24 protein-coding genes and 1 pseudogene are annotated in these 23,482 nt (G+C 72.4%); 10 read left to right on the forward strand and 15 right to left on the reverse strand.

Translation table 11 applies throughout. The features are described 5' to 3' along the window. Position 1 precedes the first annotated feature (1 nt). Positions 2-1,519 carry a protoporphyrinogen oxidase gene (gene hemG / locus BXY45_RS10785; RefSeq protein WP_109774504.1) on the forward strand — a complete coding sequence of 506 codons (1,518 nt, stop codon included), beginning with the start codon at positions 2-4 and terminating at the stop codon, positions 1,517-1,519. 57 nt (positions 1,520-1,576) lie between these two features. Continuing rightward, positions 1,577-2,371 (forward strand): hydrogen peroxide-dependent heme synthase, encoded by a 795-nt coding sequence (gene hemQ / locus BXY45_RS10790; protein ID WP_109774506.1) that lies wholly within the window; start codon positions 1,577-1,579, stop codon positions 2,369-2,371. 11 nt (positions 2,372-2,382) lie between these two features. Here the strand turns inward: hemQ and BXY45_RS10795 are convergent, their stop codons facing one another. After that, complete coding sequence (locus BXY45_RS10795; RefSeq protein ID WP_245961751.1) at positions 2,383-2,862, reverse strand: GNAT family N-acetyltransferase; 480 nt, start codon at positions 2,860-2,862, stop codon at positions 2,383-2,385. Between the two features lie 40 nt (positions 2,863-2,902). Between BXY45_RS10795 and BXY45_RS10800 the strand changes: the two genes are divergently transcribed. Together BXY45_RS10800 and BXY45_RS10805 are read left to right on the forward strand one after the other, a co-directional pair. Continuing rightward, positions 2,903-3,553: a LysE family translocator gene (locus BXY45_RS10800; RefSeq protein WP_109774509.1), complete on the forward strand. Its 651-nt coding sequence runs from the start codon at positions 2,903-2,905 to the stop codon at positions 3,551-3,553. A 78-nt stretch (positions 3,554-3,631) separates the two neighbouring features. Further along, on the forward strand, positions 3,632-4,921 hold the full coding sequence (locus tag BXY45_RS10805; RefSeq protein ID WP_245961752.1) for an APC family permease: 1,290 nt from the start codon (positions 3,632-3,634) through the stop codon (positions 4,919-4,921). On the opposite strand, the gene msrB is transcribed toward BXY45_RS10805, so the two are convergent. The 3 genes from msrB to BXY45_RS10820 are packed head-to-tail and all read right to left on the reverse strand — an operon-like array spanning position 4,875 to position 6,946. After that, positions 4,875-5,321, reverse strand: coding sequence for a peptide-methionine (R)-S-oxide reductase MsrB (gene msrB, locus BXY45_RS10810; protein WP_109774511.1), 447 nt, complete (start codon positions 5,319-5,321; stop codon positions 4,875-4,877). The genes BXY45_RS10805 and msrB overlap by 47 nt on opposite strands. Before the next feature lie 49 nt (positions 5,322-5,370). Then, entirely contained in the window at positions 5,371-5,886 is a 516-nt protein-coding gene (locus tag BXY45_RS10815) for a hypothetical protein (protein ID WP_109774513.1), read from the reverse strand. A gap of 10 nt (positions 5,887-5,896) precedes the next feature. After that, the gene (locus BXY45_RS10820) at positions 5,897-6,946 is read right to left on the reverse strand and encodes an ATP-dependent DNA ligase (RefSeq protein ID WP_109774593.1); all 1,050 of its coding nucleotides are present in this window, start codon (positions 6,944-6,946) and stop codon (positions 5,897-5,899) included. Between the two features lie 188 nt (positions 6,947-7,134). Here BXY45_RS10820 and BXY45_RS10825 point away from each other — a divergent pair, with 188 nt between their 5' ends. Continuing rightward, a complete protein-coding gene (locus BXY45_RS10825; protein WP_109774514.1) occupies positions 7,135-7,422 on the forward strand; it encodes a helicase (end) in 288 nt (95 codons plus the stop codon). Between the two features lie 16 nt (positions 7,423-7,438). Here BXY45_RS10825 and BXY45_RS10830 read toward each other — a convergent pair whose 3' ends face one another. From BXY45_RS10830 to BXY45_RS10845, 4 genes and pseudogenes are all read right to left on the reverse strand, one after another. Further along, complete coding sequence (locus tag BXY45_RS10830; RefSeq protein WP_109774515.1) at positions 7,439-7,843, reverse strand: type II toxin-antitoxin system VapC family toxin; 405 nt, start codon at positions 7,841-7,843, stop codon at positions 7,439-7,441. Further along, positions 7,840-8,124, reverse strand: a complete 285-nt coding sequence (locus BXY45_RS10835; protein ID WP_109774516.1) for a ribbon-helix-helix protein, CopG family — start codon at positions 8,122-8,124, stop codon at positions 7,840-7,842. Before BXY45_RS10835 ends, BXY45_RS10830 begins: the two co-directional genes overlap by 4 nt. 119 nt (positions 8,125-8,243) lie before the next feature. Continuing rightward, a pseudogene (locus tag BXY45_RS10840) lies at positions 8,244-8,366 on the reverse strand (ATP-dependent DNA ligase); the annotation flags it as partial. Between the two features lie 4 nt (positions 8,367-8,370). Continuing rightward, a complete protein-coding gene (locus BXY45_RS10845) occupies positions 8,371-8,961 on the reverse strand; it encodes a hypothetical protein (protein ID WP_146211159.1) in 591 nt (196 codons plus the stop codon). Between the two features lie 119 nt (positions 8,962-9,080). Here BXY45_RS10845 and BXY45_RS10850 point away from each other — a divergent pair, with 119 nt between their 5' ends. Beyond that, positions 9,081-11,042, forward strand: coding sequence for an amidohydrolase (locus tag BXY45_RS10850; protein WP_170131453.1), 1,962 nt, complete (start codon positions 9,081-9,083; stop codon positions 11,040-11,042). 82 nt (positions 11,043-11,124) lie between these two features. On the opposite strand, the gene glgX is transcribed toward BXY45_RS10850, so the two are convergent. Then, positions 11,125-13,227 carry a glycogen debranching protein GlgX gene (gene glgX, locus BXY45_RS10855; RefSeq protein ID WP_109774594.1) on the reverse strand — a complete coding sequence of 701 codons (2,103 nt, stop codon included), beginning with the start codon at positions 13,225-13,227 and terminating at the stop codon, positions 11,125-11,127. Between the two features lie 505 nt (positions 13,228-13,732). Between glgX and BXY45_RS10860 the strand changes: the two genes are divergently transcribed. Continuing rightward, on the forward strand, positions 13,733-14,992 hold the full coding sequence (locus BXY45_RS10860; protein ID WP_109774595.1) for an alpha/beta hydrolase family protein: 1,260 nt from the start codon (positions 13,733-13,735) through the stop codon (positions 14,990-14,992). Between the two features lie 14 nt (positions 14,993-15,006). Here the strand turns inward: BXY45_RS10860 and BXY45_RS10865 are convergent, their stop codons facing one another. Beyond that, a complete protein-coding gene (locus BXY45_RS10865) occupies positions 15,007-15,276 on the reverse strand; it encodes a hypothetical protein (RefSeq protein ID WP_109774519.1) in 270 nt (89 codons plus the stop codon). Between the two features lie 142 nt (positions 15,277-15,418). Here BXY45_RS10865 and BXY45_RS10870 point away from each other — a divergent pair, with 142 nt between their 5' ends. Next, complete coding sequence (locus tag BXY45_RS10870; RefSeq protein WP_170131454.1) at positions 15,419-16,573, forward strand: phosphatase PAP2 family protein; 1,155 nt, start codon at positions 15,419-15,421, stop codon at positions 16,571-16,573. Positions 16,574-16,726: 153 nt separating this feature from the next. On the opposite strand, the gene BXY45_RS10875 is transcribed toward BXY45_RS10870, so the two are convergent. Together BXY45_RS10875 and BXY45_RS10880 are read right to left on the reverse strand one after the other, a co-directional pair. Beyond that, positions 16,727-17,191: a SufE family protein gene (locus BXY45_RS10875; protein WP_109774521.1), complete on the reverse strand. Its 465-nt coding sequence runs from the start codon at positions 17,189-17,191 to the stop codon at positions 16,727-16,729. Between the two features lie 7 nt (positions 17,192-17,198). Beyond that, entirely contained in the window at positions 17,199-18,128 is a 930-nt protein-coding gene (locus BXY45_RS10880) for a sulfurtransferase (RefSeq protein ID WP_109774522.1), read from the reverse strand. A gap of 170 nt (positions 18,129-18,298) precedes the next feature. Between BXY45_RS10880 and zapE the strand changes: the two genes are divergently transcribed. Then, the gene (gene zapE / locus BXY45_RS10885) at positions 18,299-19,405 is read left to right on the forward strand and encodes a cell division protein ZapE (protein WP_109774523.1); all 1,107 of its coding nucleotides are present in this window, start codon (positions 18,299-18,301) and stop codon (positions 19,403-19,405) included. Positions 19,406-19,495: 90 nt separating this feature from the next. Here zapE and treZ read toward each other — a convergent pair whose 3' ends face one another. Further along, positions 19,496-21,319: a malto-oligosyltrehalose trehalohydrolase gene (gene treZ, locus BXY45_RS10890; RefSeq protein WP_245961754.1), complete on the reverse strand. Its 1,824-nt coding sequence runs from the start codon at positions 21,317-21,319 to the stop codon at positions 19,496-19,498. A gap of 170 nt (positions 21,320-21,489) precedes the next feature. Continuing rightward, the gene (locus BXY45_RS10895) at positions 21,490-22,263 is read right to left on the reverse strand and encodes a class I SAM-dependent methyltransferase (RefSeq protein WP_146211160.1); all 774 of its coding nucleotides are present in this window, start codon (positions 22,261-22,263) and stop codon (positions 21,490-21,492) included. 31 nt (positions 22,264-22,294) lie between these two features. Here BXY45_RS10895 and BXY45_RS10900 point away from each other — a divergent pair, with 31 nt between their 5' ends. Next, entirely contained in the window at positions 22,295-22,834 is a 540-nt protein-coding gene (locus BXY45_RS10900) for a PadR family transcriptional regulator (protein ID WP_170131455.1), read from the forward strand. A 6-nt stretch (positions 22,835-22,840) separates the two neighbouring features. Here the strand turns inward: BXY45_RS10900 and BXY45_RS10905 are convergent, their stop codons facing one another. Continuing rightward, positions 22,841-23,482, reverse strand: coding sequence for a peptide deformylase (locus BXY45_RS10905; RefSeq protein ID WP_245961760.1), 642 nt, complete (start codon positions 23,480-23,482; stop codon positions 22,841-22,843).

The following is a 23,482-nucleotide window of genomic DNA, read 5'->3' on the forward strand; positions in this document are numbered from 1 at the left end:
GATGAGCGAGGTGGGTCCCGCGGCGCGGCCGCGCGTCGTCGTGGTGGGCGGTGGCATCAGCGGGTTGGCGGCGGCGTGGGAGCTCGTGCGCGAGGGCACCGTCGACGTCGTCGTCCTGGAGGCCTCCGGCCGATTCGGCGGGCCCCTGCAGACGGGCCAGGTGGGCGGGCTGTTGGTCGACATCGGGGCGGAGTCCCTGCTGGCCCGCCGGCCGGAGGCCATCGAGCTGGCCCGGGAGGTCGGGCTCGGCGGCGACCTCGTGCAGCCGGTTACCACGCGCGCCGCCGTCGTCGTCCGGGGGGAGCGCCACCCGGTGCCGCGCGGCACCGTCATGGGCGTTCCGGCCGACCCGGCGTCCCTCGCGGGCCTGCTCACCGACGCCGAGATCGCCCGCGCTGCCGACGAGCGCCTCACGGAGCCGTTGGGGGAGGACGGCGACGTCGACGTCGCCTCCTTCGTCGCGGCCCGTCTGGGCAGCGCCGTCGTGGATGCGCTCGTGGAGCCGTTGCTGGGCGGGGTCTACGCCGGCCGCGCGGCGGGGTTGTCGATGCGGTCGGTGCTGCCGGCGCTGTGGCCCGCCGCACGCGACGGCGCCTCGCTGCTCGAGGCGGTGCGCGCCGCGGGCCGGGCCTCGCAGGCGGCGTCGTCGCCGTCGCCGTCCTCCGATCCTGTGACAGCCGGGGGAGCGGCGGGCCTGGTCGGCACCGCAGCCGGCGGGGGCGTCTTCGCAGGGGTGCGCGGCGGCGTCGGGCGGCTGCCCGGCGCGGTGGCTGCGGCGCTCGACGCGCGCGGCGTGCAGGTTCGGACGTCCGCGCGGGCCCGCCGCCTGCGGCGCTCCGGCGGCGCCTGGCAGGTCGACGTCGAGGACCGCTGGACCGGGCTGAAACGCCCCGAGCGGTACGACGGCGTGGTGCTCGCCGTCCCGCCTCCCGCGGCCAGCGCCCTACTGGGCGACACGGCGCCCGGCGCGGCCACGGCCCTGGGCGCCGTCGACGACGCCGGGCTCGCACTCGTGACGCTGCTGCTGCCCCCCGGCACCCTCGACGCCCTCGTCGACGACGAGGGGCAACCGCTGTCAGGGCTGCTCGTGCCGCCCGCCGAAGGGCGCCTGGTCAAGGCGATGACGGCCTCGAGCCGCAAGTGGGCCTGGGTCGCGCAGACGGCAGGCCGCTCGGCGGGGCGCGGCACCGAGGTGCTGCGCCTGTCGGTGGGACGCCGCGGCGAGGGGGCGGTGCTCGACCGCCCCGACGCCGCACTGCTCGCCGCCGTCCTCGACGACGGCTCCGACCTCGTGGGCCACCGGCTGGAGCCGCTGGCCTCGCTCGTGACCCGCTGGCCCGCGGCGCTGCCGCAGCCCGACGTCGGGCACGCGGCCCGGATCGCCGCCGCGCACGCCGCGGCGGACGAGCACCCGGCGCTGGCGCTCGCGGGGGCCGCCGTCGACGGGGTCGGGGTGCCGGCGTGCATCGCGGCGGCACGCCGCGCGGCCGCCTCCGTGGTGGCGGACCTCACACCCTGAACCGATCTGGGCCCGACCCCCGGCGGTGCGCCGCAGGGCGGGGGCGAGGATGGGGGCATGACGTCGCTGCAGCATGCCCCGGCTCACGCCGGAGAGCCCGTCACCACCCCCGACGGGCGCACCGCCGCGCAGGTGGCCGAGGAGATCAACCAGACCATCCGCTACACGATGTGGTCGGTGTTCGCGCTCGACCCTTCGGCGCACACCGGCGGAGGGCTCGGCGGCGAGGCCGACCGGGTCGCGGCCACCGCCGAGATCGAGGCGCTGATGCGGTCCCTCGGCCCTGCCGGTGGCGTGGAGGGGCACGACCTGGAGGTCCGCGGCTTCTACGACCTGTCCGGCATGCGCGCCGACGCCGACCTCATGGTCTGGTGGCACGCGTCCGACGTCGAGGTGGTCCAGGAGGCCTACCGCCGGCTGCGCCGCACGGCGCTCGGGCGCCTGCTGCGGCCGGTGTGGTCGAGCGTCGGCGTGCACCGCACCGCGGAGTTCAACAAGGCGCACGTGCCGGCGTTCATGGCCGGCGAGGAGCCGCGGAAGTACCTCAACGTGTACCCGTTCGTGAGGTCCTACGAGTGGTACCTGCTGCCGGAGTCCGAACGCCGCACCATGCTGCGCGACCACGGCCTCGCCGCCCGCCCGTACCCCGACGTGCGCGCCAACACCGTCTCCGCGTTCGCCCTGGGCGACTACGAGTGGCTGCTCGCGTTCGAGGCCGACGAGCTGCACCGCATCGTCGACCTCATGCGTGACCTGCGGAACACCGAGGCGCGCCGGCACGTCCGCGAGGAGCTGCCGTTCTTCACGGGCCGTCGCGTGGAGCTGCGCGAGCTGGTGGCAAGCCTTCCCTAGCCCGCCCATGATCACGGCCGGGGGAGTCGTGTCATGGGAACGTGCGGAATCCCGTCCTCGACGTACGCCGGCCCACTGACCTCGAAACCCCATCGGGTGTACCACCGCTCCAGGGGCGCCTGGGCGTCGAGCACGAGCGGACCGTCACCGTGCCGCGTGACGACGTCGTCCAGCAGCACCCCCGCCAACCCGTGCCCGCGCTCGGCCGGCGAGGTCACCACGCGGCCGATGCGGCGCGCGCCGTCCGGATCGCCAGGGCGGCCCGCCAGGACGCGCAGGTACGCACCCACCGGCGTGCCAGCCGGCCCCGCCACCCACAGATGCTCCGTGGTGGCTTCGAGGTCGCGCCCGTCGAGTTCGGGGTAGGGGCACTCCTGCTCCACCACGAACACGTCCACCCGCAGTTTCAGCACGGCGTACGCCAGCGCCGGGTCGAGCTCGCCCCAGGTGGCGCGGTGGACGGTCGGGTGGCTCGCAGCAGCATCGCTCACCCGCCCATCCTGCGGCAGCCGCGCCGCTAGCCTCGCGCTCATGACGGTGCAGCAGGCGGTGCTGGGGTTTGCGCTGGTGGCAGGGCTGCTGACGCTGGTCCCGGGTCTCGACACGGCGCTCATCCTGAGGACCTCGCTGACCAGCCGGCGCCGGAGCGCCCTCGCCACCGCGGCCGGCATCCAGGTCGGCTGCCTCGCGTGGGGCGCGGCCGCGGCGCTCGGCGCCACGGCGGTGCTCGCCGCGTCGCAGACCGCGTACCGCGTGCTGACCCTGGCCGGTGCCGCCTACCTCGTGTGGATGGGCGTGCGCCTGCTCGTCGCGGGCTTCCGGAAGATTGATCAGGACGACGACGCGCACGCCGGCCCCCGCCCGCCCTCCGGCGTCTCCGCCAGGCGCGCCTTCACCACCGGGCTGGTGACCAACCTGCTCAACCCCAAGGTCGGCGTGTTCTACCTGGCGACCATCCCGCAGTTCTCTGCCGCGGGCGTCCCACCGCTGGCGATGGGACTGCTGCTCGCGGGCGTGCACTGCGCCATCGGGTCGGTGTGGAGCCTCGCGCTGGTGCTGGGTAGCTCGGCGCTGGGTTCCCGGCTGGCCTCGACGTCGTTCGCGCGCTGGGTCGACCGCGTGACGGGCGGGGTGCTCGTCCTCTTCGGTGTCCGCGTGGCTCTGTCCGCCCGCACCCTCTAGCCACCCCCTCCGCGACGATCGTCGCGGAGGGGGTGGGCTGGTCACCGGGGGTTCACCTCGACACGGCAGGGTCGCGCGGTGACCACCCCGGGGCTGCGCCGCGAACTCGGCCTCCGCGATGCCGTCGTCGTGGGCCTCGGCGCCATGCTCGGCGCGGGCGTCTTCGGCGCTGTCGGCCCCGCCGCGGCCGCCGTCGGCCCGTCCTCGCCAGGCCTGCTCGCGGCTCTCGCCCTCGCCGCGCTCGTCGCGACCTGTAACGCGACCTCCACCGCGCGCCTGGCGGGTCTGCACCCCCTCGCCGGAGGCGCCTACGCCTACGGTCGCCGTGAACTGGGCGAGTGGTGGGGCTTTGCCGCGGGCTGGGCGTTCGTGGTGGGCAAGACCGCCAGCTGCGCCGCCATCGCGTTGGTGGCCGGGGCGGCCGTCTGGCCGGAGCACCCGGGCGTGCCCGCCGCCGTCGTCGTCGTGCTCTTCACGGCCCTGACCTGCGCCGGCGTGCAGCGGACCGCCCGTGTCACCGCGGTCCTCGTAGCGGCGACGCTCGCCGTCCTCGCAGTGAGCCTTGCCGCGGCAGCCGGCGGGGGGCTGGACCTCGCCGCGCTGACCGGCGCAGGGACGACCGGGACGACGCCGCTCGGCGTGCTCCAGGCCGCTGGCCTGCTGTTCTTCGCCTTCGCGGGGTACGCGCGCATCGCCACGCTCGGTGAGGAGGTCCGCGACCCGCAGCGCACGATCGGCCGCGCCGTCGCCATCGCCCTCGTCATCGTGCTGGTCGTCTACGCGGCCGTCGTCGTCGTGGTCCTCGGGGTGCTGGGGACGACGACGACCGCCGCCAGCCCCCTCCCTCTGCGCGACGCCGTCGCCGCAGGACCCGCGCCCCAGCTCGCGGTGCTCGTCACCGTGGGCGCCGCCGTCGCAGCGCTCGGGTCGCTGCTCACGGTGATGACGGGCGTCGGCCGCACCGCCCTGGCCATGGCCCGTGACCGCGAACTGCCGAGCCCGCTCGCAGCGATCAGCCCGCGCAGCGGCGCGCCTGCGGTCGCGCAGCTGGTGGTCGGCGCCGTCGTCGTCGTCCTGGTCCTGACCACCGACCTGCGCGGCGCCATCGCCGCCAGCTCGACCGGCGTGCTCGTGTACTACGCGGTGGCCAACCTCGCGGCGTGGGTCCGCGCCGGCCGCGACCCGCAGCGCCGCTTATGGGAGAGACCCGTCGCCGTGCTCGGCCTGGCCGGGTGCCTGGGGCTGGTGGCGGCCCTGCCACCCGCCGCCGCGGCCACCGGGCTGGCGGTGCTGGCGGCGGGCCTGCTCGGAAGGCTGGTGCTCAGCGCTCTGCTGAACCCTGGGCGCCGGGCTCCAGGTCGAGGCTGATCGAGTTGATGCAGTACCGCTGGTCCGTGGGCGTCGGGAAGCCTTCGCCCTCGAAGACGTGGCCCAGGTGAGAGCCGCACGAGGCGCAGCGCACCTCGGTGCGGACCATGCCGAGCGAACGGTCCGTGATGAGCTCCACCGCGTCGGACTCCGACGGGGCGTAGAACGACGGCCACCCGCAGTTCGAGTGGAACTTGGTGGTGGAGCGGAACAGCTCCGCGCTGCACGCCTTGCAGCGGTACACGCCCTTGGTCTCGGTGTCGGTGTACTCACCGACCCACGCGCGCTCCGTGCCGGCTTCGCGCAGCACGCGGTACTCGGCGGGGGAGAGCTGCTGTCGCCACTCGGTGTCGGACTTGGCCACGGGGTACTGGCGACTGGACGTGGGGTGAGCGGTCATGTCTCCTCCAACACGGATCGCGCGCGACGCGTTCCCTCGGTGCTCGCCGTCAGCCGAGCTGCCCGCCGGTGCCCGCGTACGTATGCAGCACGGGTACGCCGAGCACCTCGCGGGCGCGGCTAGCCCAGTCGCGGTGGAACGTCTCCTCCACCGCGTGCGGCCGCGTGACCACCACCACCTCGCGCGCCCCGTACTGCTCCACCGCAGCCTCGAGGGCGGGCACCGGGTCGTCGTCGGTGACCACGCCGTCGACGTCGCGGCCCAGCGCCCGCAGCGCCGCGACCGTGGTCTCCACGACGGTCGATGCCTCCGCTCGCGCGAGCTCCGGGTCGCGGTGGCTGCCCTCCCGCAGCGCCTCGGCGGCCTCGCGCCAGTGCGCCAGGCTCAGCGCGTCGACCACCTCGGTGAGCACGGACCGCTTGGTGTCCGCCGGCACGAGCACCCGGTAGGTCAGCTGCTCGCCCTCGTGCAGCGCGAGGATCCGCTCCGCGTCGGCACCCTCGACAGGCTGCTCGGTGAGAAGGACGACGACGGGGGACTCGATCTCTGCGTTGATCTCGGACACGCCCCGGACGCTATCCGCCCGTCAGCACGTCCGCGAGGTCGTAGGCGGCGGGCACGTCGAGCTGGTCGAACCGGCAGGACGCTGGGTCGCGGTCGGGCCGCCAGCGCGCCAGCTGAACGGTGTGGCGGAACCTGTCGCCCTCGAGCTGGTCGTACTTCACCTCGGCCACGAGGTCGGGGTGCAGGGGGATCCAGCTGGCGTCCTTGTCCGCCGCCGCGAACCGGTTCTTCTCGCCCGTCTGCCGGCGCGGGGCGCCGTCGTCGTCGCGCAGCACCAGTGGCTGCAGCTCCTTCTCGAGCTCCAGGCGGAGTTTGTCGGAGAACGCGCTGGCTCCGCCGACCTGGCGCAGCTGGCCGTCGTCGTCGTGGAGGCCCAGCAGCAGGGAGCCCACACCGGCGCCGGACTTGTGCACCCGGTATCCGACGACGACGACGTCCGCCGTCCGCGCGTGCTTCACCTTGAGCATGACGCGCTTGCCGGCGGAGTAGGGGGCGGCAAGTGGCTTGGCGACCACCCCGTCGAGCCCGGCACCCTCGAAGGTCTGCAGCCACTCCTGGGCCAGCGCGGGGTCGGTGGTCGTGCGGGTGAGGTGGACGGGCGCCGTGACGTTCGCCAGCGCCTGCTCCAGTGCCGTTCGGCGCTCGGAGAAAGGCCGGGCGGTGAGGTCGTCGTCGGCGATGGCCAGCAGGTCGAACGCGACGAACGACGCCGGCGTCTGCTGCGACAGCAGGGTGATCCGGCTGGCTGCAGGGTGGATGCGCTGCGCGAGGGCCTCCCAGTCGAGGCGCTCCGCGCCGGGCTCACCGCGGCGGACCACCACCTCGCCGTCCATCACGCAGCGGTCGGGCAGCTGGGCGCGCAGGTGCTCGACCAGCTCGGGGAAGTACCGGGTCAGCGGCTTGGAGCCCCGGCTGCCGAGCTCTACCTCGTCGCCGTCCTTGAAGACGATGCAGCGGAACCCGTCCCACTTCGGGTCAACTCTGACGTCACCGCGTTCCAGCAGCTCAACGACCTTCTCCATGGTGGTGGCCTTGGCCAGCATGGGGGAGACCGGTGGCATGACGGGCAGCTTCACGGCCTCATCGTGGGGGAGTGCAGGACGCTCTGCCAGGCCTGCGGTCCCGGCGTGCCCGCACGGGGGCAAGGACAGTCAGGCGACCGCGTGGTCACCGAGGCCCGTGCGGCGGACCGCGAGCAGCCCGTCTTACCGGCTCAGAAAGTCCAGGTCGTCACCGCCGTGCCGCCGCGATGGCGCTGTTGTCGCCGGAGACGGGTGGCGACCCACTGCTGGTGGTCGCGACCGGCCCGTTCGTGGGTGAGGGGTTCGACTGCCCGCCCCTGGACACCCTGTTCCTGGCGGCACCGGTCGCGTTCCGAGGACGCGTGGTGCAGTACGTGGGTCGCGTCCTGCGGCCAGCGCCGGGCAAGGAGACCGTGGAGGTCCACGACTACCACGACGTGCACACCGGGGTGCTCGCGTCGTCGCTGGTCAAGCGCTCACGCGGCTACCGGGAGCTGGGCTTCGCCCTCCCCTGAGGGTTCGGCTGACGGGTCAGTGAGGCTCTGCGGTCGCAAGGCCCGTCTCTGCAGCCGCATCGAGGAGCCGCTGGTCGTAGGCCGCGACGAGGTCGACGTCGAGCAGCACCGCTGTCGCGAGGTGCAGCGCGTCCAGGGTCCGCAGGAGGGCCGGCCCCGTGCGGCGCGCGAGAGCAACCACCTCGTCGCTGAGCGGGCTGAGGTGCACCCCCGCCAGTGCGGCCGACGTCGTGGCGCCGCCGGGGTCAGGGATGCCGAGGCGCGCCAATGCGCGCGAGACCTCGACCGTGGACAGCGCCGAGGTGCACAGGAGCGAACCCCGCTCGACCTCGTCGGAGAGCCGGTCTTCCAGATGCTCCGACTCGGCCTCGTCGACCACCCGCTTCAGCAGGGCGCTGGAGTCGAGGTAGAGGCGGGTCACAGCCTCTCGTCTCGGTCGAGGGCGTCAGACGAGCGTCCGCCGTTGGGAGCCGTATAGCGCTGGACAGGTCGGCGGTAGGCGACACGGGCGGGGTGGAGCCGACCGCGGGAGATCAGCTGATGCGACTCGGAGGCGGCGGAGGGTGCACCCTCCACGTCGTGGCGCTCGAGCAGGGCGTCGACGGCGGCGCGGAGGAGCTCCTGCTGCGACCTGCCCGTGATGGCAGCTCGCTCACGGAGCGCTTCTTCTGCCTCGGGTGCCAGACGGAGGTTGATGGCCATGTCGCGACGGTACCGCTGAGATACCGAGAGTGGTACCGCTTCGCCGGGCGAGATGGAGGTCGATGGCAGCACCACGTCGCCTGGCCTGGTGGTCTCTCTTAGCGCAAGAGCGCAGAGAGGTCCCACTTCGGTTCATAGAGGAGCCCGCCGGTCACCGCGTCAGGTTGGGGGACGGTGGTCACGTCTTTGTACACGGCCTTGGCGAGCATCGGCGCGACGGGCGGCATGACGGGCAGCTTCACGGCCTCATCGTGGGGGAGTGCGGTGGTCGCTGCCGACGTCTGGAGTCTCGTAGGCGCGCAGCGCGGCGATGAGGCCGTCCACGCCCACCTGCCGGGCGGTCTCGGTGCCGGTGGGGTCGGTGTCGGGGTCGAGCGAGTCGAGGGCGAGGCCGAGCATCAGGGCGTTCAGCGCGCGCACTCCTGCTTCGGCGCGCTGAGCGGGGATGCCGTCCGCCTCCATCGCCGCGACAAGGGCGTCGAAGGCGTGATCGACGGGGGACTCTGACGACTCGGGCAACGGCGTCATGGCGAACGACACGATCGCCCCGGGGTAGGTCGCGAAGACCCGGCCCATGGATACGGCCAGCAACCGAAGGAGGGCTTCCCACTCGCTCGGGAGGGACGCGTCCGTCATCTCCGATGCGGTGGCCGCACGCATGGCGTTGACGAGATCGGCACGGTCGGTCACGTGGTCGTAGAGCGAGGAGATGTGCACCCCGATCCGTCGGGAGACAGCACCCAGAGTGGGCTCCTCGTTCGCGCGGGCGAGATCCAGGCCCGTCGCGACGATGAGCTCTCGCGAGAGCCTTGGTCGATCTTCACGCAGTCGGCGCATGATCCACGATCTTCTCCCTCAATATCGTCACCCAAGGGTATATGGTCCAGCCAGCCCAAGGGTATTGGGTGATGCTTGGTCAGGCCCACGCCGGTCTGCAGAACCTGAAAAGAGGCTCCATGAGCGACGCCGCCCCGCCGCCCCGCGACGACACCGACTCTCCCGGTCGCCGGCTCTCCCGACGCAGCCTGCTCGTCGGTGGAGGCGTCATCGGCGCTGCCGCGGTAGCCGGTGGCGTCGCCTACGGCGTGAACGCGTCACGCAAGCCCCAGTCCTCCGCGGCGGCCACCGCAGGAGCGTCGACAGCGGCGATCATCATCAGCAACGGCCGGGTATGGACCGGTGACCCGACCACCTTCGCCGAGGCCGTCGCGATCAATGCCAGCGGCACCATCATCGCGGTGGGCACCGAGGCCGAGGTGCGCAAGCTGAACGGGCCGAAGACGCAGGCGATCGACGCCAAGGGCGGCACCGTCATGCCGGGCATCCACGACGCCCACCAGCACACGATGTCGGGCGGGGAGGGCCTCTACTACCCCACCCTGGAGAACGCCGTGCTGACGGTCGGTGAGCTGCAGCAGAAGGTGCAGGCCATCCTCGACAAGCAGGGCGACGACCGTCCCGACAACTGGCTCGTCGTCGTCGACTGGAACCCCGCGGGCCTCACCGACGCGGTCGCGCACCGGAAGTACCTCGATGCGCTCCGCACGACGCGTCCGATCTTCCTGCGCGGCTCCGACTTCCACAACGGGTGGGCCAACATGCGCGCGCTGGAGATCGCCGGCCTCACGAACGACACGCCGTCCCCCGACGGGGGTGTCATCGTCAAGGACGCCGACGGCCCCACGGGTCTCCTCAAGGACGCCGCCCAGTGGATCGTCGGCGGGCAGGCCCCGCCGCTCACCGAGGCCCAGCAGCGCGAGGCGAGCGAGGACGCCTTCGCCTTCCTTGCGGGCGTCGGGATCACGAGCATCATGGACGCCGCGGGACCGGCAGCCCGTGCGAACAGCTTCGCCGAGCTCACTGACTCTGGCGTCGCCAAGCAGCGGATCAGCGTCGCGTCCGGTGTCGACAAGGCCCAGATCGACGCCGCCGACGAGACGCTTGCAGAGATGAACGCGGTGCGCGAGCAGTTCAAGGACCACCCGCGGGTGAAGGTGCGCACCGCGAAGGTCTTCATGGACGGCGTCAGCGAGTACCCGGCGCAGACCGCGGCCATGCTCGACCCCTACCTCGACGCCGACGGCAAGCCCACCGACCGCCGCGGTGAGCTCTACGTGTCGGAGGCGGACTTCACGAAGATCGCCACGCGTCTCGACAAGGAGGGCTGGCAGATCCACACGCACTCGATCGGTGACCACGCGGTGCGCGCCAGCCTCGACGGCTTCGAGGCCGCACAGAAGGCCAACGGGGGTGCGCGCAACCGCCACACGGTCACCCACGTCCAGTTCTGCTCGGAGCAGGACGTGCCGCGGTTCGCGCAGAACCAGGTGATCGCGAACATGCAGATGCAGTGGGCGTCGCCCTTCTCCTTCACGTTGGCGAGCCTTGAGCCCTATGTTGGCCCGGACCGCCACCGTCGCATGTACCCGCTCGGGTCGATCGCAAAGACGGGGGCGCAGGTGTCGGGCAGCTCCGACTGGCCCGTCGACAAGCTCAACCCCTGGAACCAGGTGCGCACCGCGGTCGACCGCAAGGGCACGTTCTCCGAGACGGGCGGTGCGCTCTACCCCGAGCAGGGCATCTCGCTGAACGACTCTCTGCTCATGCACACGGCCGGGTCGGCCTACCAGCTGTTCCAGGACGACATCACCGGCACCATCGCCGTGGGCAAGCAGGCCGACCTCGTCGTGCTCGACCGCGACCTGTTCGGCGTGCCGATCGCCGAGGTCAGCGGGGCCACGGTGAACTACACGCTCATCGACGGGCAGGTCGTGCACGACATCTCGACGCAGAGCGGCCAGCGGTTCATCAACAAGGCGAGCTTCGCCTCCGCCGCGAGCGCGGCACCGGTGTTCCAGAACGCCCTGGCGACCGTCAACCGCCACTCCGTGTGCTGCGGAGGCACGCGGCACGCCTGACCAGCGGTCGCAGCCGAGCGCCTGGTTGCGGTCCCCGACCTGCCGGGAACCGCAACCAGGCGCTCAGCTGCGACGAGGGGGGTTAGTCGATGCGGTGCAGCAGCGTCAGCGAGCGGTCCCGCACGAGGATCTGCTGCCCCGGCGCCAGGCCCCGCTTCTTGACGTGCTGATCCGGGTCGGTCGACAGCACGAGCTTCCACCCGGGCAGCCCCGCGGCCTCCGGTTCCGTGCCGGAGTCGGTGCGCGTCGGCACGGTGAACTCCACCACGCTCTCGGAGCCGTTGACCATGAGCATGAACTCCTCGACGTCGTCGGCGCCGTCCGAGCGCGGACCCGTGAAGTGGACGGTCAGTGCCTTGTTGAGCGGCTCGGCCCAGTCCGCGTCGCTCATCTCGGGGCCGTCTGCGCGGCGCATCTCCACGTCGACGTCGCCGAAGTGCCGCGGACGGAGCGCCGGGTGCTCCCGGCGCAGCTCCGTCAGCTCGCGCGTGAACGCCCGCAGCTCCTCGCCGTCGTCGTCGACACCGGACCAGTCGAACCAGGAGATCTCGCTGTCCTGGCAGTAGGCGTTGTTGTTGCCGCCCTGCGTGCGCCCCATCTCGTCACCGCCGAGGAGCATCGGCACGCCGTGCGAGAGCAGCAGCGTCGCGAGGAAGTTCTTCCGCTGGCGCCTGCGCAGCTCGTTGACGGCGTCGTCGTCGGTGGGCCCTTCGGCGCCGCACCCCCAGCTCTTGTTGTCGTTCTCGCCGTCGTTGTTGCCCTCGCCGTTCGCGTCGTTGTGCTTGGCGTCGTAGCTGGTGAGGTCGTGCAGGGTGAAGCCGTCGTGCGCGGTGATGAAGTTGATGCTGCACAGCGGGTCGCGCGCGCCCGTGCCCGGTGCGCCGCCGTAGATGTCGCCCGAGCCGGTGATGCGATGGGCGAAGGCGCCGAGCACGCCCTCCTCACCGCGCCAGAAGTCGCGGACGTCGTCGCGGTACTTGCCGTTCCACTCCGACCACCGCGCTGGGAAGCCGCCCACCTGGTAGCCGGCGGTGTCCCACGGCTCGGCGATCATCTTCACGGGCGCGAGCACCGGGTCCTGGTGGACCAGCGTGAGGAAGGCGCTGTGCACGTCCATCTCGCCGCCCTGGCGGGTCAGCGTCGTCGCCAGGTCGAAGCGGAACCCGTCGACGTGCATCTCCTGCACCCAGTACCGCAGCGAGTCCATGACCAGTCCGAGTGCCACCGGGTGGGACGCGTTGATGCTGTTGCCGGTGCCGGAGGTGTCGAAGTAGTGCGCCTCGTCACCCTCGACGAGCCGGTAGAAGGACCCGTTGTCGATGCCCTTGAGGCTGAAGGTCGGCCCCTTGTCGTTGCCCTCGGCGGTGTGGTTGTAGACGACGTCGAGCACGACCTCCAGGCCGGCGGCGTGCAGGTCCTTGACCATCTGCTTGAACTCGGCGACCTGCCCGCCACCGTCCCCGGCCGCGGCGTACTCGCCGTGCGGCGCGAGGAAGCCGATGGAGTTGTAGCCCCAGTAGTTGCGCAGGCCCTTCTCCTCGAGGTGGGAGTCCTGCACGAACTGGTGCATCGGCAGCAGCTCGACCGTCGTGACGCCGAGGTCCTTGAGGTAGTTCGTCACCGCGGGGTGGGCGAGCCCGGCGTAGGTGCCGCGCAGCTCCTCGGGGACGTCGGGGTGCTGGTACGTCAGGCCCTTGACGTGCGTCTCATAGACGAGCGTGCTGTGCAGGGGAGTCCGCGGGGGCGTGTCGTTGCCCCAGTCGAAGGATTCGTCGACGACGACACAGCGCGGCACCGACGGCGCGGAGTCGGCCTCGTTGAGCTTGCTGCCGTCGTCCCAGTGGTGGCCGAACACTTCCTCGCCGGCACCGAAGGTGCCCTCGACCGCGCGAGCCCACGGGTCGAGCAGCAGCTTGTGCGGGTTGTGCCGCAGGCCACGCGTCGGGTCCCAGGCGCCGTGGACCCGGAATCCGTACCGCTGGCCGGCGCCGATCCCGGGCAGGTACCCGTGGAAGACGTGGCCCGACCGCTCGGGAAGCTCCACCCGGGTCTCGGCGCCGGAGCTGTCGAAGAGGCACAGCTCTACGCGCTCGGCCGTCTCGGACGGCAGGGCGACGTTGATGCCGTCACCACGCAGGGTGACGCCCAGCGGGTACGGCAGGCCGGGCTCGACGCGGGACGCCAGCGGGCGGGCGGTCGACCTCCTGCGCCGCGCCGGCCCCCTCGACGGCGCCTTGCGGCGGGAGGACGTGGTCGAACTCGTCGAGCGGCCGCCTGAGCGACCGGTCGACCGGCCGGTCGACCGGCTGGCCGGGCTGCTCGTGCCATTGCCGGCCTTGCCATCGGTGCCCGCCTTGGTGGGCTGACTGTTCTTGGTCTGGGAGTCCTGGCTGGGGGCGTCCGAGGCCGTGGAGGCCTTCGAGGGCGCGCTGGAGGTGCGGGAAGCAGGTGGGGTCACGGTGTGATCGTGGTGGTCGCCCGGGCGGTGCGCTACCCGAGAGCGTCATCCGACGGTGCCATGTGGCCAGCACGCCCGTGGCGCGCGCACGACGAGCGGGGCGCTGGCAGGATCGGAGCATGAGGCGCAGCCGTCGAGCCGAGCCCCTCCGCACCGGTCCCGCCGCCCCCGTAGCGCTCGCCGCCGTGCTCGGCGCGGTGGGGGTCGCTCGCCCCGTGGTGCGGTGGGCAGCGTGAGCGCACCGAGCACTCCCGGTGCACCGGGCGGCGACGTCGCCGCGGCCGCTCTGCGGGCCGCCTCGCTGACGCGCGCCGTCGTCCGGAGCGCCGTCGTCGGGGGAGCGGTGGGGCTGGTGGCCTCTGCTGCGGCCTCCGCCGTGGCGGCGCACTTCGCCCGTCGCGTCGTCACCCCGGAGAAGGTCCGCCTCGACGACGTCAAGGTGCTCGCCGTCGAGCCCGACCGCGTGCTGCTCGCCGCGAGCGACCTCACCCTCGCCCCCGGCCGGTACGGCCTGTGGACCGACGGCGGCGCCACGCACTCCCAGCTGGGTGACGTGATCGGCGTCGAGGAGCCCGGAGCGGGTGGGCAGGCGCAGCGACGCGGGCGGGCCGTGGTGCGTGCGCTGCTGGGCACCGACTCCGGCGTCCTGCGCCCCGGCCCCGGCCGCTGGAGCGGCTGGTTCCACACGGGAGACCCAGGCCGGGCGCTCGGGCTGCCCTTCGACGACGTGATCGTCTCCTCACCGGTGGGCAAGTTGCCCGCCTGGCTGGTGCACCCTGCCGACGGCGAGCTCCGCGACCGGGTGTGGGCCGTGCTCGTGCACGGACGCGGCGGCACCCGCGAGGAGTGCCTGCGCGCGCTGCCGGTGCTGCACCGTCTGGGCGTGCCGGCGCTCGTGCCGAGCTACCGCAACGACCCCGGCGCGCCGACCAGCGTCTCGGGCCGCTACGGCCTGGGAGACACCGAGTGGGTCGACGTCGAAGCCGCGGTCCTGCACGCACTTGACGCGGGGGCCCGCGACGTCGTCCTCATCGGCTGGTCGATGGGCGGGGCGATCGTGCTGTCGCACCTGTCGCGGTCGTGGACGGCCGACCGCGTGCGCGCCGTCGTCCTTGACGGCCCCGTGCTCGACTGGCGGACGGTGCTGCAGCACCAGGCGCGCGTGCACCGGGTTCCCCCGACGCTGGGACGGGCGGGCACCGCGCTCATGGGATCGCCGCTGGCGCGCGCCGCGCTCGGCGTCGAGGGCCCGCTCGACCTCGACCGGCTCGACTGGGTCACCCGTGCCGAGGAACTGCGGGTCCCCGTGCTGCTACTCCACGGAGAGGCCGACGCGGTGGTCCCGGTGGGGCCTAGCCGGATGCTCGCCGCGGCCCGGCCCGACCTCGTGACCCTGCTGGAGTTCCCTGGAGCGGGCCACTGCCGCGAGTGGAACTCCGACCCCGACCGGTGGGAGCGCGAGGTCGCGAGGTTCCTCCTCGAGCACCTGTGACGGTCAGCCGGTGGTCAGCGACGCCGGTTCTGCCAGAGCTGCACGGCCCCGTACCCGAGGACGGCGGCTCCGAGGACTACGCAGACGACACGCAGCCACACGGACATGTCGGCCTCCCACGACGACGACGCGAACCAGAAGCCCAACAGCACGAACGCGATGCCCGTGAGGTTGCGACGCGGGTTGCCACCGGCGCGTGCCTGCTGCTCAGAGGGCTGCTCGGTGTGCTGCTGAGCGGGCTCCTCGGGTGGGGTTCCGGGCGCTGGCGTCGGAGGCTGTGACACCCCGGCAGTCAACCAGCAGCCGACCTGGAGCCGACTCGGAGCTGCTGCGTTCCCCGGCTCTGCAAGCGAACGACCACCGGGTGACCGGCAAATGACCACTGCGTGGACGCGCGGGAACCGTTCGGTGGGTCAGAATGACCCCATGGCCCTCGGTACCACTCGTGACGCGTCCGCGCGTGCCGTCGCCACCGTCGAGGTACCGAGTCGACGTCACCGGCATCGCGTTCTCTCCCTCGCGGTGGGAACCGCCGCCGTCACCGGCGGCCTCGCCGTCGTCGGGTCGGTGTGGCTCGGCATCCCCCTGCGTGACCCCGACGGCTTCCTCGGTCCGGGCTGGGTCCGGATGCCTGCCATCGTGGCGATCTGCCTCCTGCTCGACGTGCTGCCCCGCGCCGCATGGCGGCTGCGCGCCCATCCGGAGTTGCGTTCCGCTCGCGGGCTCGTGCGCTCCGCGCGCGACGTCGCGGTGGCGCGCTGGCCGTGGCGCCGGCTCGTGCCGGTGCTCGTAGCGGTGGCGAGCTTCTACATCACCTACGTCGGGTACCGGAACCTCAAGAACTTCCTGCCGTTCATCCACGAGAGCTCGCAAGACCTGGCTCTCATTGCCAGCGACCGGCTGCTCGCGTTCGGCAACAACCCGGCGGAGATCCTCCACGCCGTGCTCGGCACGGGCTTCTCGGCACACGTGCTGTCCTTCGTCTACATGGGCTACCTGATCTTCGTGCCCGTCTCGGTGGCCGTGGCGTTGATCTTCTGGCGGCACCTCTCGCACGGGCTCTGGTACGTGACAGCGCTCTGCCTCAACTGGGCGCTCGGTGCCGCCAGCTACTACCTCATCCCGGCGTCGGGGCCGTTCTACGCCCTCCCGTGGGATTTCACCGACCTCGCACGCACCGATGTCACCGGTCTGCAGGCAGCGCTGGTGCGCAACCGCTCGATCGTCATGGCCGACCCCGACGTCGGCGGCACGGTCTCCGGCATCGCGGCGTTCGCATCGCTGCACGTGTCGGTCGTCTTCACCGCCGCACTCATCGTGCAGCTCATCGGCATGCCGAAGCTCGTGCGCCGAGCCATGTGGACGTTCTTCGCGCTCACCGTGCTGGCCACCATCTACTTCGGCTGGCACTACATCGTCGATGACCTCGCCGGTATCGCCATCGGCGGCATCGCGGTGTGGGCCGGGGCGTGGGCCACAGGCAACCTCCGCGATCCCGGCCGCCGAGACCACGACGACGATTCTGACGTCGCCGGCAGCGCCGACGCGCTCGACACTCGCGCGCGCCAAGCCGCCGCCTGAGGCGCTGTTCGTCAGGGCCTGTCCGTCACGCGCTGTTCTTTCAGGCGCAGTTCCCGAAGGCATCCGAGCCGCGTCATCCGCGGACGACGAAGGGGCGCCGGTCCGTTGCGGACCGGCGCCCCTTCGTCGTCGAGCGGGCGCTCAGGCGAGCGATCAGGCCGCCGTGCGCTCTCGCACCTGCCGCTTGATACGGCCGAGCATCCCCGACATGCCACGCATCCGGAGTGGGCTCACCGCCCGGCCGAGGCCCAGGCGGTCGCAGAAGTCATCCGGGACGGCCAGCAGCTCGCCGGCGGGAAGCCCGTCAAGTCCCTCGCAGAGGATCCCCGCGAAGCCCCGCGTGGTCGGCGCCTCCCGCGGTGCGGAGGCGAAGACACGCACGATGCGCGCCAGCGGGGGCGTGGCGTGGTCGGCGTCCTCGAGCTCGGTGACGACGAACACCGGTGACTGGCACTCCGGCACCGGCTCGAGGAGCTCGGGATGCTGGGTGTACCGCTCCGGCAGCTCGGGCAGCCCCTCGCTGAACTCCAGCAGCAGCTGGAGCCTCTCGCGCTCGCCGACGGCGTCGAAGTCGTCGACGACGGCCGCGAGCTTGGGAGGCAGATCTGTCGTGCTCATCGGCCGGTCATCGGGACGACACGGACCCCGGCTGCTCCCCGGTGACGATCGGCACGCGCACGGCGTTGCCCCACTCGGTCCAGGAACCGTCGTAGTTCTTCACGTCGTCGAAGCCCAGCAGGTGGTGCAGCACGAACCAGGTGTGGCTGGACCGCTCGCCGATGCGGCAGTAGGCGACGGTGGCGCGGCCGGCGTCGAGGCCCTTCTCCTGCGCGTAGATCGCCTCGAGCTCGGTGCGGGGCTTGAAGCCGCCGTCCTCGGCCACCGCGCGCGCCCACGGCACGGACTGGGCGCCCGGGATGTGGCCGCCGCGCAGCGCCCCCTCCTCGGGGTAGGCCGGCATGTGGGTGCGGGCGCCGGTGTACTCCTCGGGGGAGCGCACGTCGACGAGCTGGGGGCTTTCGGTGCGCAGGAACGCGAGCACGTCGTCCTTGTAGGCGCGGATGCGGGAGTCGTCGCGCTCGACCACGGGGTAGTCGACGAGGGCCAGCTCGGGGACGTCGGTGGTGTACGCGCGGCCCTCGGCCTCCCACTTGGCGCGACCGCCGTCGAGGAGGCGGACGTCCTCGTGGCCGAACAGGGTGAACACCCACAGGGCATAGGCGGCCCACCAGTTGTTCTTGTCGCCGTAGAGCACGATGGTGGTGTCGCGGGTGATGCCGCGCTCACCGAGGAGCTTGGCGAAGGCCTCGCCGTCGATGTAGTCGCGGGTGACCGGGTCGTTGAGGTCGGTGTGCCAGTCGATCTTGACGGCGCCCGGGATGTGACCGGTCTCGTAGAGGAGCACGTCCTCGTCGCTCTCGACGACGACGAGGCCGGGCTGGCCGAGGTGCTCCGCGAGCCACTCGGTGCTGACGAGCCGCTCGGGGTGGGCGTACTCCGCGAAGCGGGGCGAGGGGTCCGGGGCGATGCGCGACGACGTGGTCTGTGCAGTCATGTCGGGAGATTAGAGGACGTGGGTGTGCCCTAACGACTCGGGACCTCCCCACAGGACGCTCCCCGCCTGCCTCCTCGATGGCCCGTCCGAGGCTGTGACCTGCAGCTCACCGGACCGGCGGGTGGGGGCCGCGAGCGGCGGTGGCTGGCCGTCAGCCCTAGGCTCGACCGGTGCCTGACGCGACCGCCCTTGACGCCGTCGAGACCACCGACGCCGTCCCCTCTCTCGTACAGCGAGACCCGCGGCCCAGTCCCCAGCGCCTTCTCGACGACCTCGTGCCCCCACCGCACTTCGCCGCCGCCAGTTTCGACAGCTACCGACCCGACCCGACCCAGCCGACCCAGGCCGAGGCCGTGCAGGCGCTGCGCGACCGAGCGGGGCGCTGGAGCGGCGCCAAGGGCTCGAAGGGCGCCAAGGGCTCCGCGGGAGGAGGTCTCGCGAAGCTGTTCGGCCGCGGTGGCGGTGCAGCCGCCAAGGAGGGCATCTACCTCGACGGCGGCTTCGGCGTGGGCAAGACCCACCTGCTGACCTCACTTTTCCATGCCGTGAACAGCCCCTCGGCGCCAGCGGCGTACGGCACCTTCGTGGAGTACACCAACCTGGCGGGCGCCCTCGGCTTCCGGCAGGCGGTCGAGGCGCTCGCGGCCAAGCGCCTGGTCTGCATCGACGAGTTCGAACTGGACGACCCGGGCGACACCGTGCTCATGAGTCGCCTGCTACGCGAGCTGTCCGACGCCGGCACGGCCCTGGCGGCCACGTCCAACACGCTGCCCGACGCCCTGGGTGAAGGCCGGTTCGCCGCGGAGGACTTCCTGCGCGAGATCCAGGCCGTCGCCTCCCGGTTCGACGTGTACCGCGTCGACGGCGAGGACTACCGCCACCGCGGCCTGCCGGCTCCGCCCGAACCAGCCACCGACGACGACGTGCGCGAGCGGGCTGCCCAGCGGCTCGCGGCGGGCGAAGGGGTGGTGCTCGACTCCTTCGACGCTCTCCTCAGCCACCTCGCCACCGTCCACCCCAGCCGCTACGGGGCGCTGCTCGATGGCGTCACCGCCGTCCACTGGACCGGGGTGCGGCCGGTCTCGGACCAGAGCGTCGCGCTGCGCCTCGTCGTGCTCGGAGACCGCATGTACGACCGCGACCTACCGCTCGTCGCATCCGGCGCGCCGCTGGACCAGCTCTTCCCCGATGAGCTCATGAACGGCGGCTACCGCAAGAAGTACGCCCGTGCGGTCTCGCGTCTGACCGCCCTGGCTCGCGAGGGCTCCCACCCCTGATCCCGTGGTGGCCGACTGCCCATGATCACCGCGGATTCATTCCCCGTGATCATGGGCAGTCGGCCACCAGGGGGCCGGCCGCCGCCAAAGTCAGCTGAGGCGAACGACGGCGCTGGCGCGGGCCGGCAGCCGCACCGCCGCACCGTCGATCGTGGTGGCCGCCGCGTCCCACGCGAGCACCAGCGCGGCGCGCGCGCCGTCGTCGTCGTCCTCCAGCACTCCGTCGAGCGGCACGTCCTGCGGCTGCTCCGCCAGGTTGGCCACCAGCGCCAGTGAGCCGCGCCGAGCGACCAGCCAGGGGCTGCCGCCCTCGCGCAGCTCGGTGTCACCGCTGGTGGCGGTGCGGACGTCGCGCAGGTCGTCTCCGGCGAGGTCGGGCTCCGAACGGCGCAGCGACAGCAGGTCTCGGGTCCAGGCGAGCAGCCGCGCGCCGCGATCGGAGGTGGGCTCGGACCAGTCGAGCTTGCTGTCCTGGAACGTCGAGAGTGCCTGCGGGTCGGGCACGTCCTCGGTGTCCCATCCGTGGGAGGCGAACTCCTCCGCCCTGCCCTTGCTCACCAGGGCGCCGAGCTCGGCGTCGTGGTCGGTGAAGAACATCCACGGCGTGGTGGCGCCCCACTCCTCGCCCATGAACAGCATCGGCGTGAAGGCGCTCGTGAGGATGGCGGCCTGCGCGGTGGCGAGCCCGGCGTCGTCCAGCGACGCCGAGAGCCGGTCTCCGGTGGCGCGGTTGCCGGTCTGGTCGTGCGTCGTCGTGTACGCCACGAACGCGTGACCGCCGTAGCGGGAGGTGTCGACGGGAGCTCCCCAGGTCTTGCCGCGGAACGGGCTGTACGTGCCCGCGTGGTGGAACACGCGCTGCAGCACTCCGCCGAGCACCTCGAGGCTGGCGAAGTCCTTGTAGTAGCCACCGCGCTCGCCGGTCATCACCGAGCGCAGGGCGTGGTGGACGTCGTCGGCCCACTGCGCCTGCATGCCACGCGCCGGCAGCTTCGTCGTGGACTGCTCACCGAGAGGCGTGACCATGCCGGTGTCGTTGAGGTCGCTCTCGGCGATGAGCGTCAGCGGTCGGTCGAGCTGCTTCGACAGGGCGGCCGTCTCGCGGGCCAGCTGCGCCAGGACGTGCTCGTCGGAGTCGTCGACGAGGGCGTGGACCGCGTCCAGGCGCAGCGCGTCGATGTGGAAGTCGCGGAACCACCGCAGGGCGTTGTCGACGACGAACCGCCGCACGCCGTCGGAGCCGGGCTGGTCGAGGTTGACCGCTGCGCCCCAGGGCGTGTGGTGCTCCTCGGTGAAGTAGGGGCCGAACTCGGCGAGGTAGTTCCCCGCCGGGCCGAGGTGGTTGTAGACGCAGTCGAGCGCCACGGCCAGTCCCGCCTGGTGCGCGGCGTCGACGAAGCGCTGCAGCGCCGCGGGCCCTCCGTAGGCGTCGTGCACGGCGTACAGGTCCACGCCGTCGTATCCCCAGCCGCGGCGGCCCGGGAACGCGGCCACCGGCAGCAGCTCGATGACGTCGACGCCGAGCGCCGCCAGGTGCGGCAGCTTCGCGATCGCCGCGTCGAGCGTGCCCTCGGGGGTGAAGGTGCCGATGTGCAGCTCGTAGATGGCGGCGCCGCGGGCGTCGCAGCCCTGCCAGGTGGTGTCGCCCCAGGTGTGGGCGCTCGCGTCGAAGACACGGCTCGGGCCGTGCACGTCGTGCGGCTGGTGGGCGCTGCGCGGGTCGGGGCGGGGGTCGCCGCCGTTCACCCGGAAGGCGTAGTCGGTGCCGTCGCCCGCTTCGGCCACGTCGAGAGCCCACCAGCCGGGCGCCGGGTCATCGGCGCGCCCCATGGGCAGGGTCTGCGTTCCGGTGGGGAGGTGGACGTCGAGCTCGACGCGATCAGCGGAGGGCGCCCAGACGGCGAAGCGATGCACGCGACCACCCAATCGGTGATCATGGGCGTCCGCCACCCGAGTGACGCTCCCCTCCCCGTGATCATGGACCTCCGGAACGCCGTGGGTGGATCCGCCCCCCTTGAATGGCACGGAGTGGCCCCGTGCCAGGAGGAGTGTCACGGGGTGGCCCTGTGCCATTCGAGGGTGGGTCAGGCGCGGGCCCGCAACACCTGAGTCGGCATCCATGGGCCGGTCCACCACCCGCGCCACCCGGCGTCGCGTGGTCCCTCGACGTCCAGGCCAGCCTCGCGCAGCGCATCGGCGTACTCGGAGGTGTGCTGGATGTCCATGATCGCGACGCGGCCGCCCGGGGCAAGCACCCGCACCACCTCGCGCACGGCCCGGCGGCGATCGGCGGGTGAAGGCAGGTTGTGGATCGACAGGCTCGCCGTCACCAGCTCGAACGAGGCGTCGGAGAACGGGAGCTCACGCATGTCCGCCGTGACGTAGCGCACCCGGTCGGTCACAGCCGCGGCACTGGCGTTGCGCGCGGCGGCGTCGGGGGAGTTGCCGGACTGGTCGGCCGTGTGCCACAGATCCACACCCGTCACGTGAGCCCCGGGGAACCGTCGGGCGGTCATGATGGCGACGGCGCCGCGGCCGCACCCGATGTCGAGCACGCGTGCAGGCGCGGGGGCGCCGTCGTCGAGCAGGTCACTCCAGAGCTGGAACTTGCCGCGCACGCTGGTGTGCAGATGCACCGCAGCGCCTGCGGCGTTGCCCAGTGCGCCGAGCAGCAGCAGGGTGCCGAGTGGCTGCGCCCATGGCCTGCGGACGCGCGCCGCGAGGGCCGCCCCCGCGGCGGCAGACGCTGCGGCAAGGCCCACCCATAGCCGCGGCACCGCGGGTGCGTCGATGCCGTAGGACCCTGCGGGTCTGCACGTGGCCATGTCGTCGCCGTCCTGCCTGGGGTCGATACTCAAGTTTTAGTAAGCGTGTACCGACATGAGGGCTATGTCCAGGACCACCACCCGACTGATGGTGCTGGGTGTCATCGCGCACCGGCAGCCCATCGGCGGTTACGGCGTCGAGGCGGTGCTGCGCGAGTGGGCCGTCGAGCGGTGGACCACCATTGCCCCGGCGTCGATCTACCAGCAGCTCAAGACGCTCGAGTCGGCCGGCTCTATCCACCGCACGAGCGGCGACGGCTCACGGGCAGCGCTTTTCACCTGCACCGACGACGGGTGGGAGGAGCTGCGCCGCCTCTGTCGATCGCTGCTTGACGACGACGTACGCCCGCTCGGCCTGGTGCCGCTGCTGCACTTCACGCCCGTCCTGCCCACCGCTGAGCTGGTCGCCGGGCTGGAGCGGCGGATCAACCACATCGACGCCGCCCTTGCGCACGAGGAAGACGTCCTGGCGCTGGCCGGCTCGCGCGGGCCGGCGCACGTCGTCGAGATCTTCCGGCTGACCGTGCACGCCCTGCGGGCCGAGCGCACCTGGAGCCAGGAGTTCATCGGACGGCTGCGCGCCGGCGAGCGAGCCGGGAGCTGACGCGGATCAGACGCGGCCCGTCCAGGTCAGCGACTGCAGGTCGGCCTTGTCGATGTAGAGGCCGCCGCCGAGGTGGTCGATCTCGTGCTGCATGATCCGCGCCGACCAGCCGTGGAACACCTCGTCGAAGGCGCGGCCCGCCTCGTCCTGACCGACCACGCGCACCGACCGGAAGCGCGCCACCTCGGCCTCGTACCCGACCACCGAGAGGCACCCTTCCTCGAACACCACGCGCTCGGCCTCCTCCACGGACACGGGCGCTCCCGAGGCGTCCACAGGGGAGTAGGACGGGTTCACGATCACCCGGAACGGAAGGTCGGAGCGTTCGCGCGGGTCGTCGTCGTCATCGCCGGAGTCTTCGACGACGGCGAGGGCCAGCCCCAGCCCGATCTGCGGCGCCGCGAGCCCCACGCCCGGCGCGGCGTGCATCGAGACCTTCATCGCCTCCACGAGGTCGGCCATGAGCTCGGGCGAGAGCTCACCGTCGTAGGGCTGGGCGACCTCCCGCAGCACCGGGTGCCCCGCCTGCACGATGGGCAGCGGCTGCGGTCCGCGCAGCAGCTTTCCCACCGCCTTGCGGAGGTCCTTGCTGCTCATGGGACGGCGGATGCCGTCCACGACGCTGGTGGGGCTCGACTGCTGGGCCAT

Origin of the sequence: Quadrisphaera granulorum, from assembly GCF_003149145.1 — a bacterium.
Lineage (GTDB): Bacteria > Actinomycetota > Actinomycetes > Actinomycetales > Quadrisphaeraceae > Quadrisphaera > Quadrisphaera granulorum.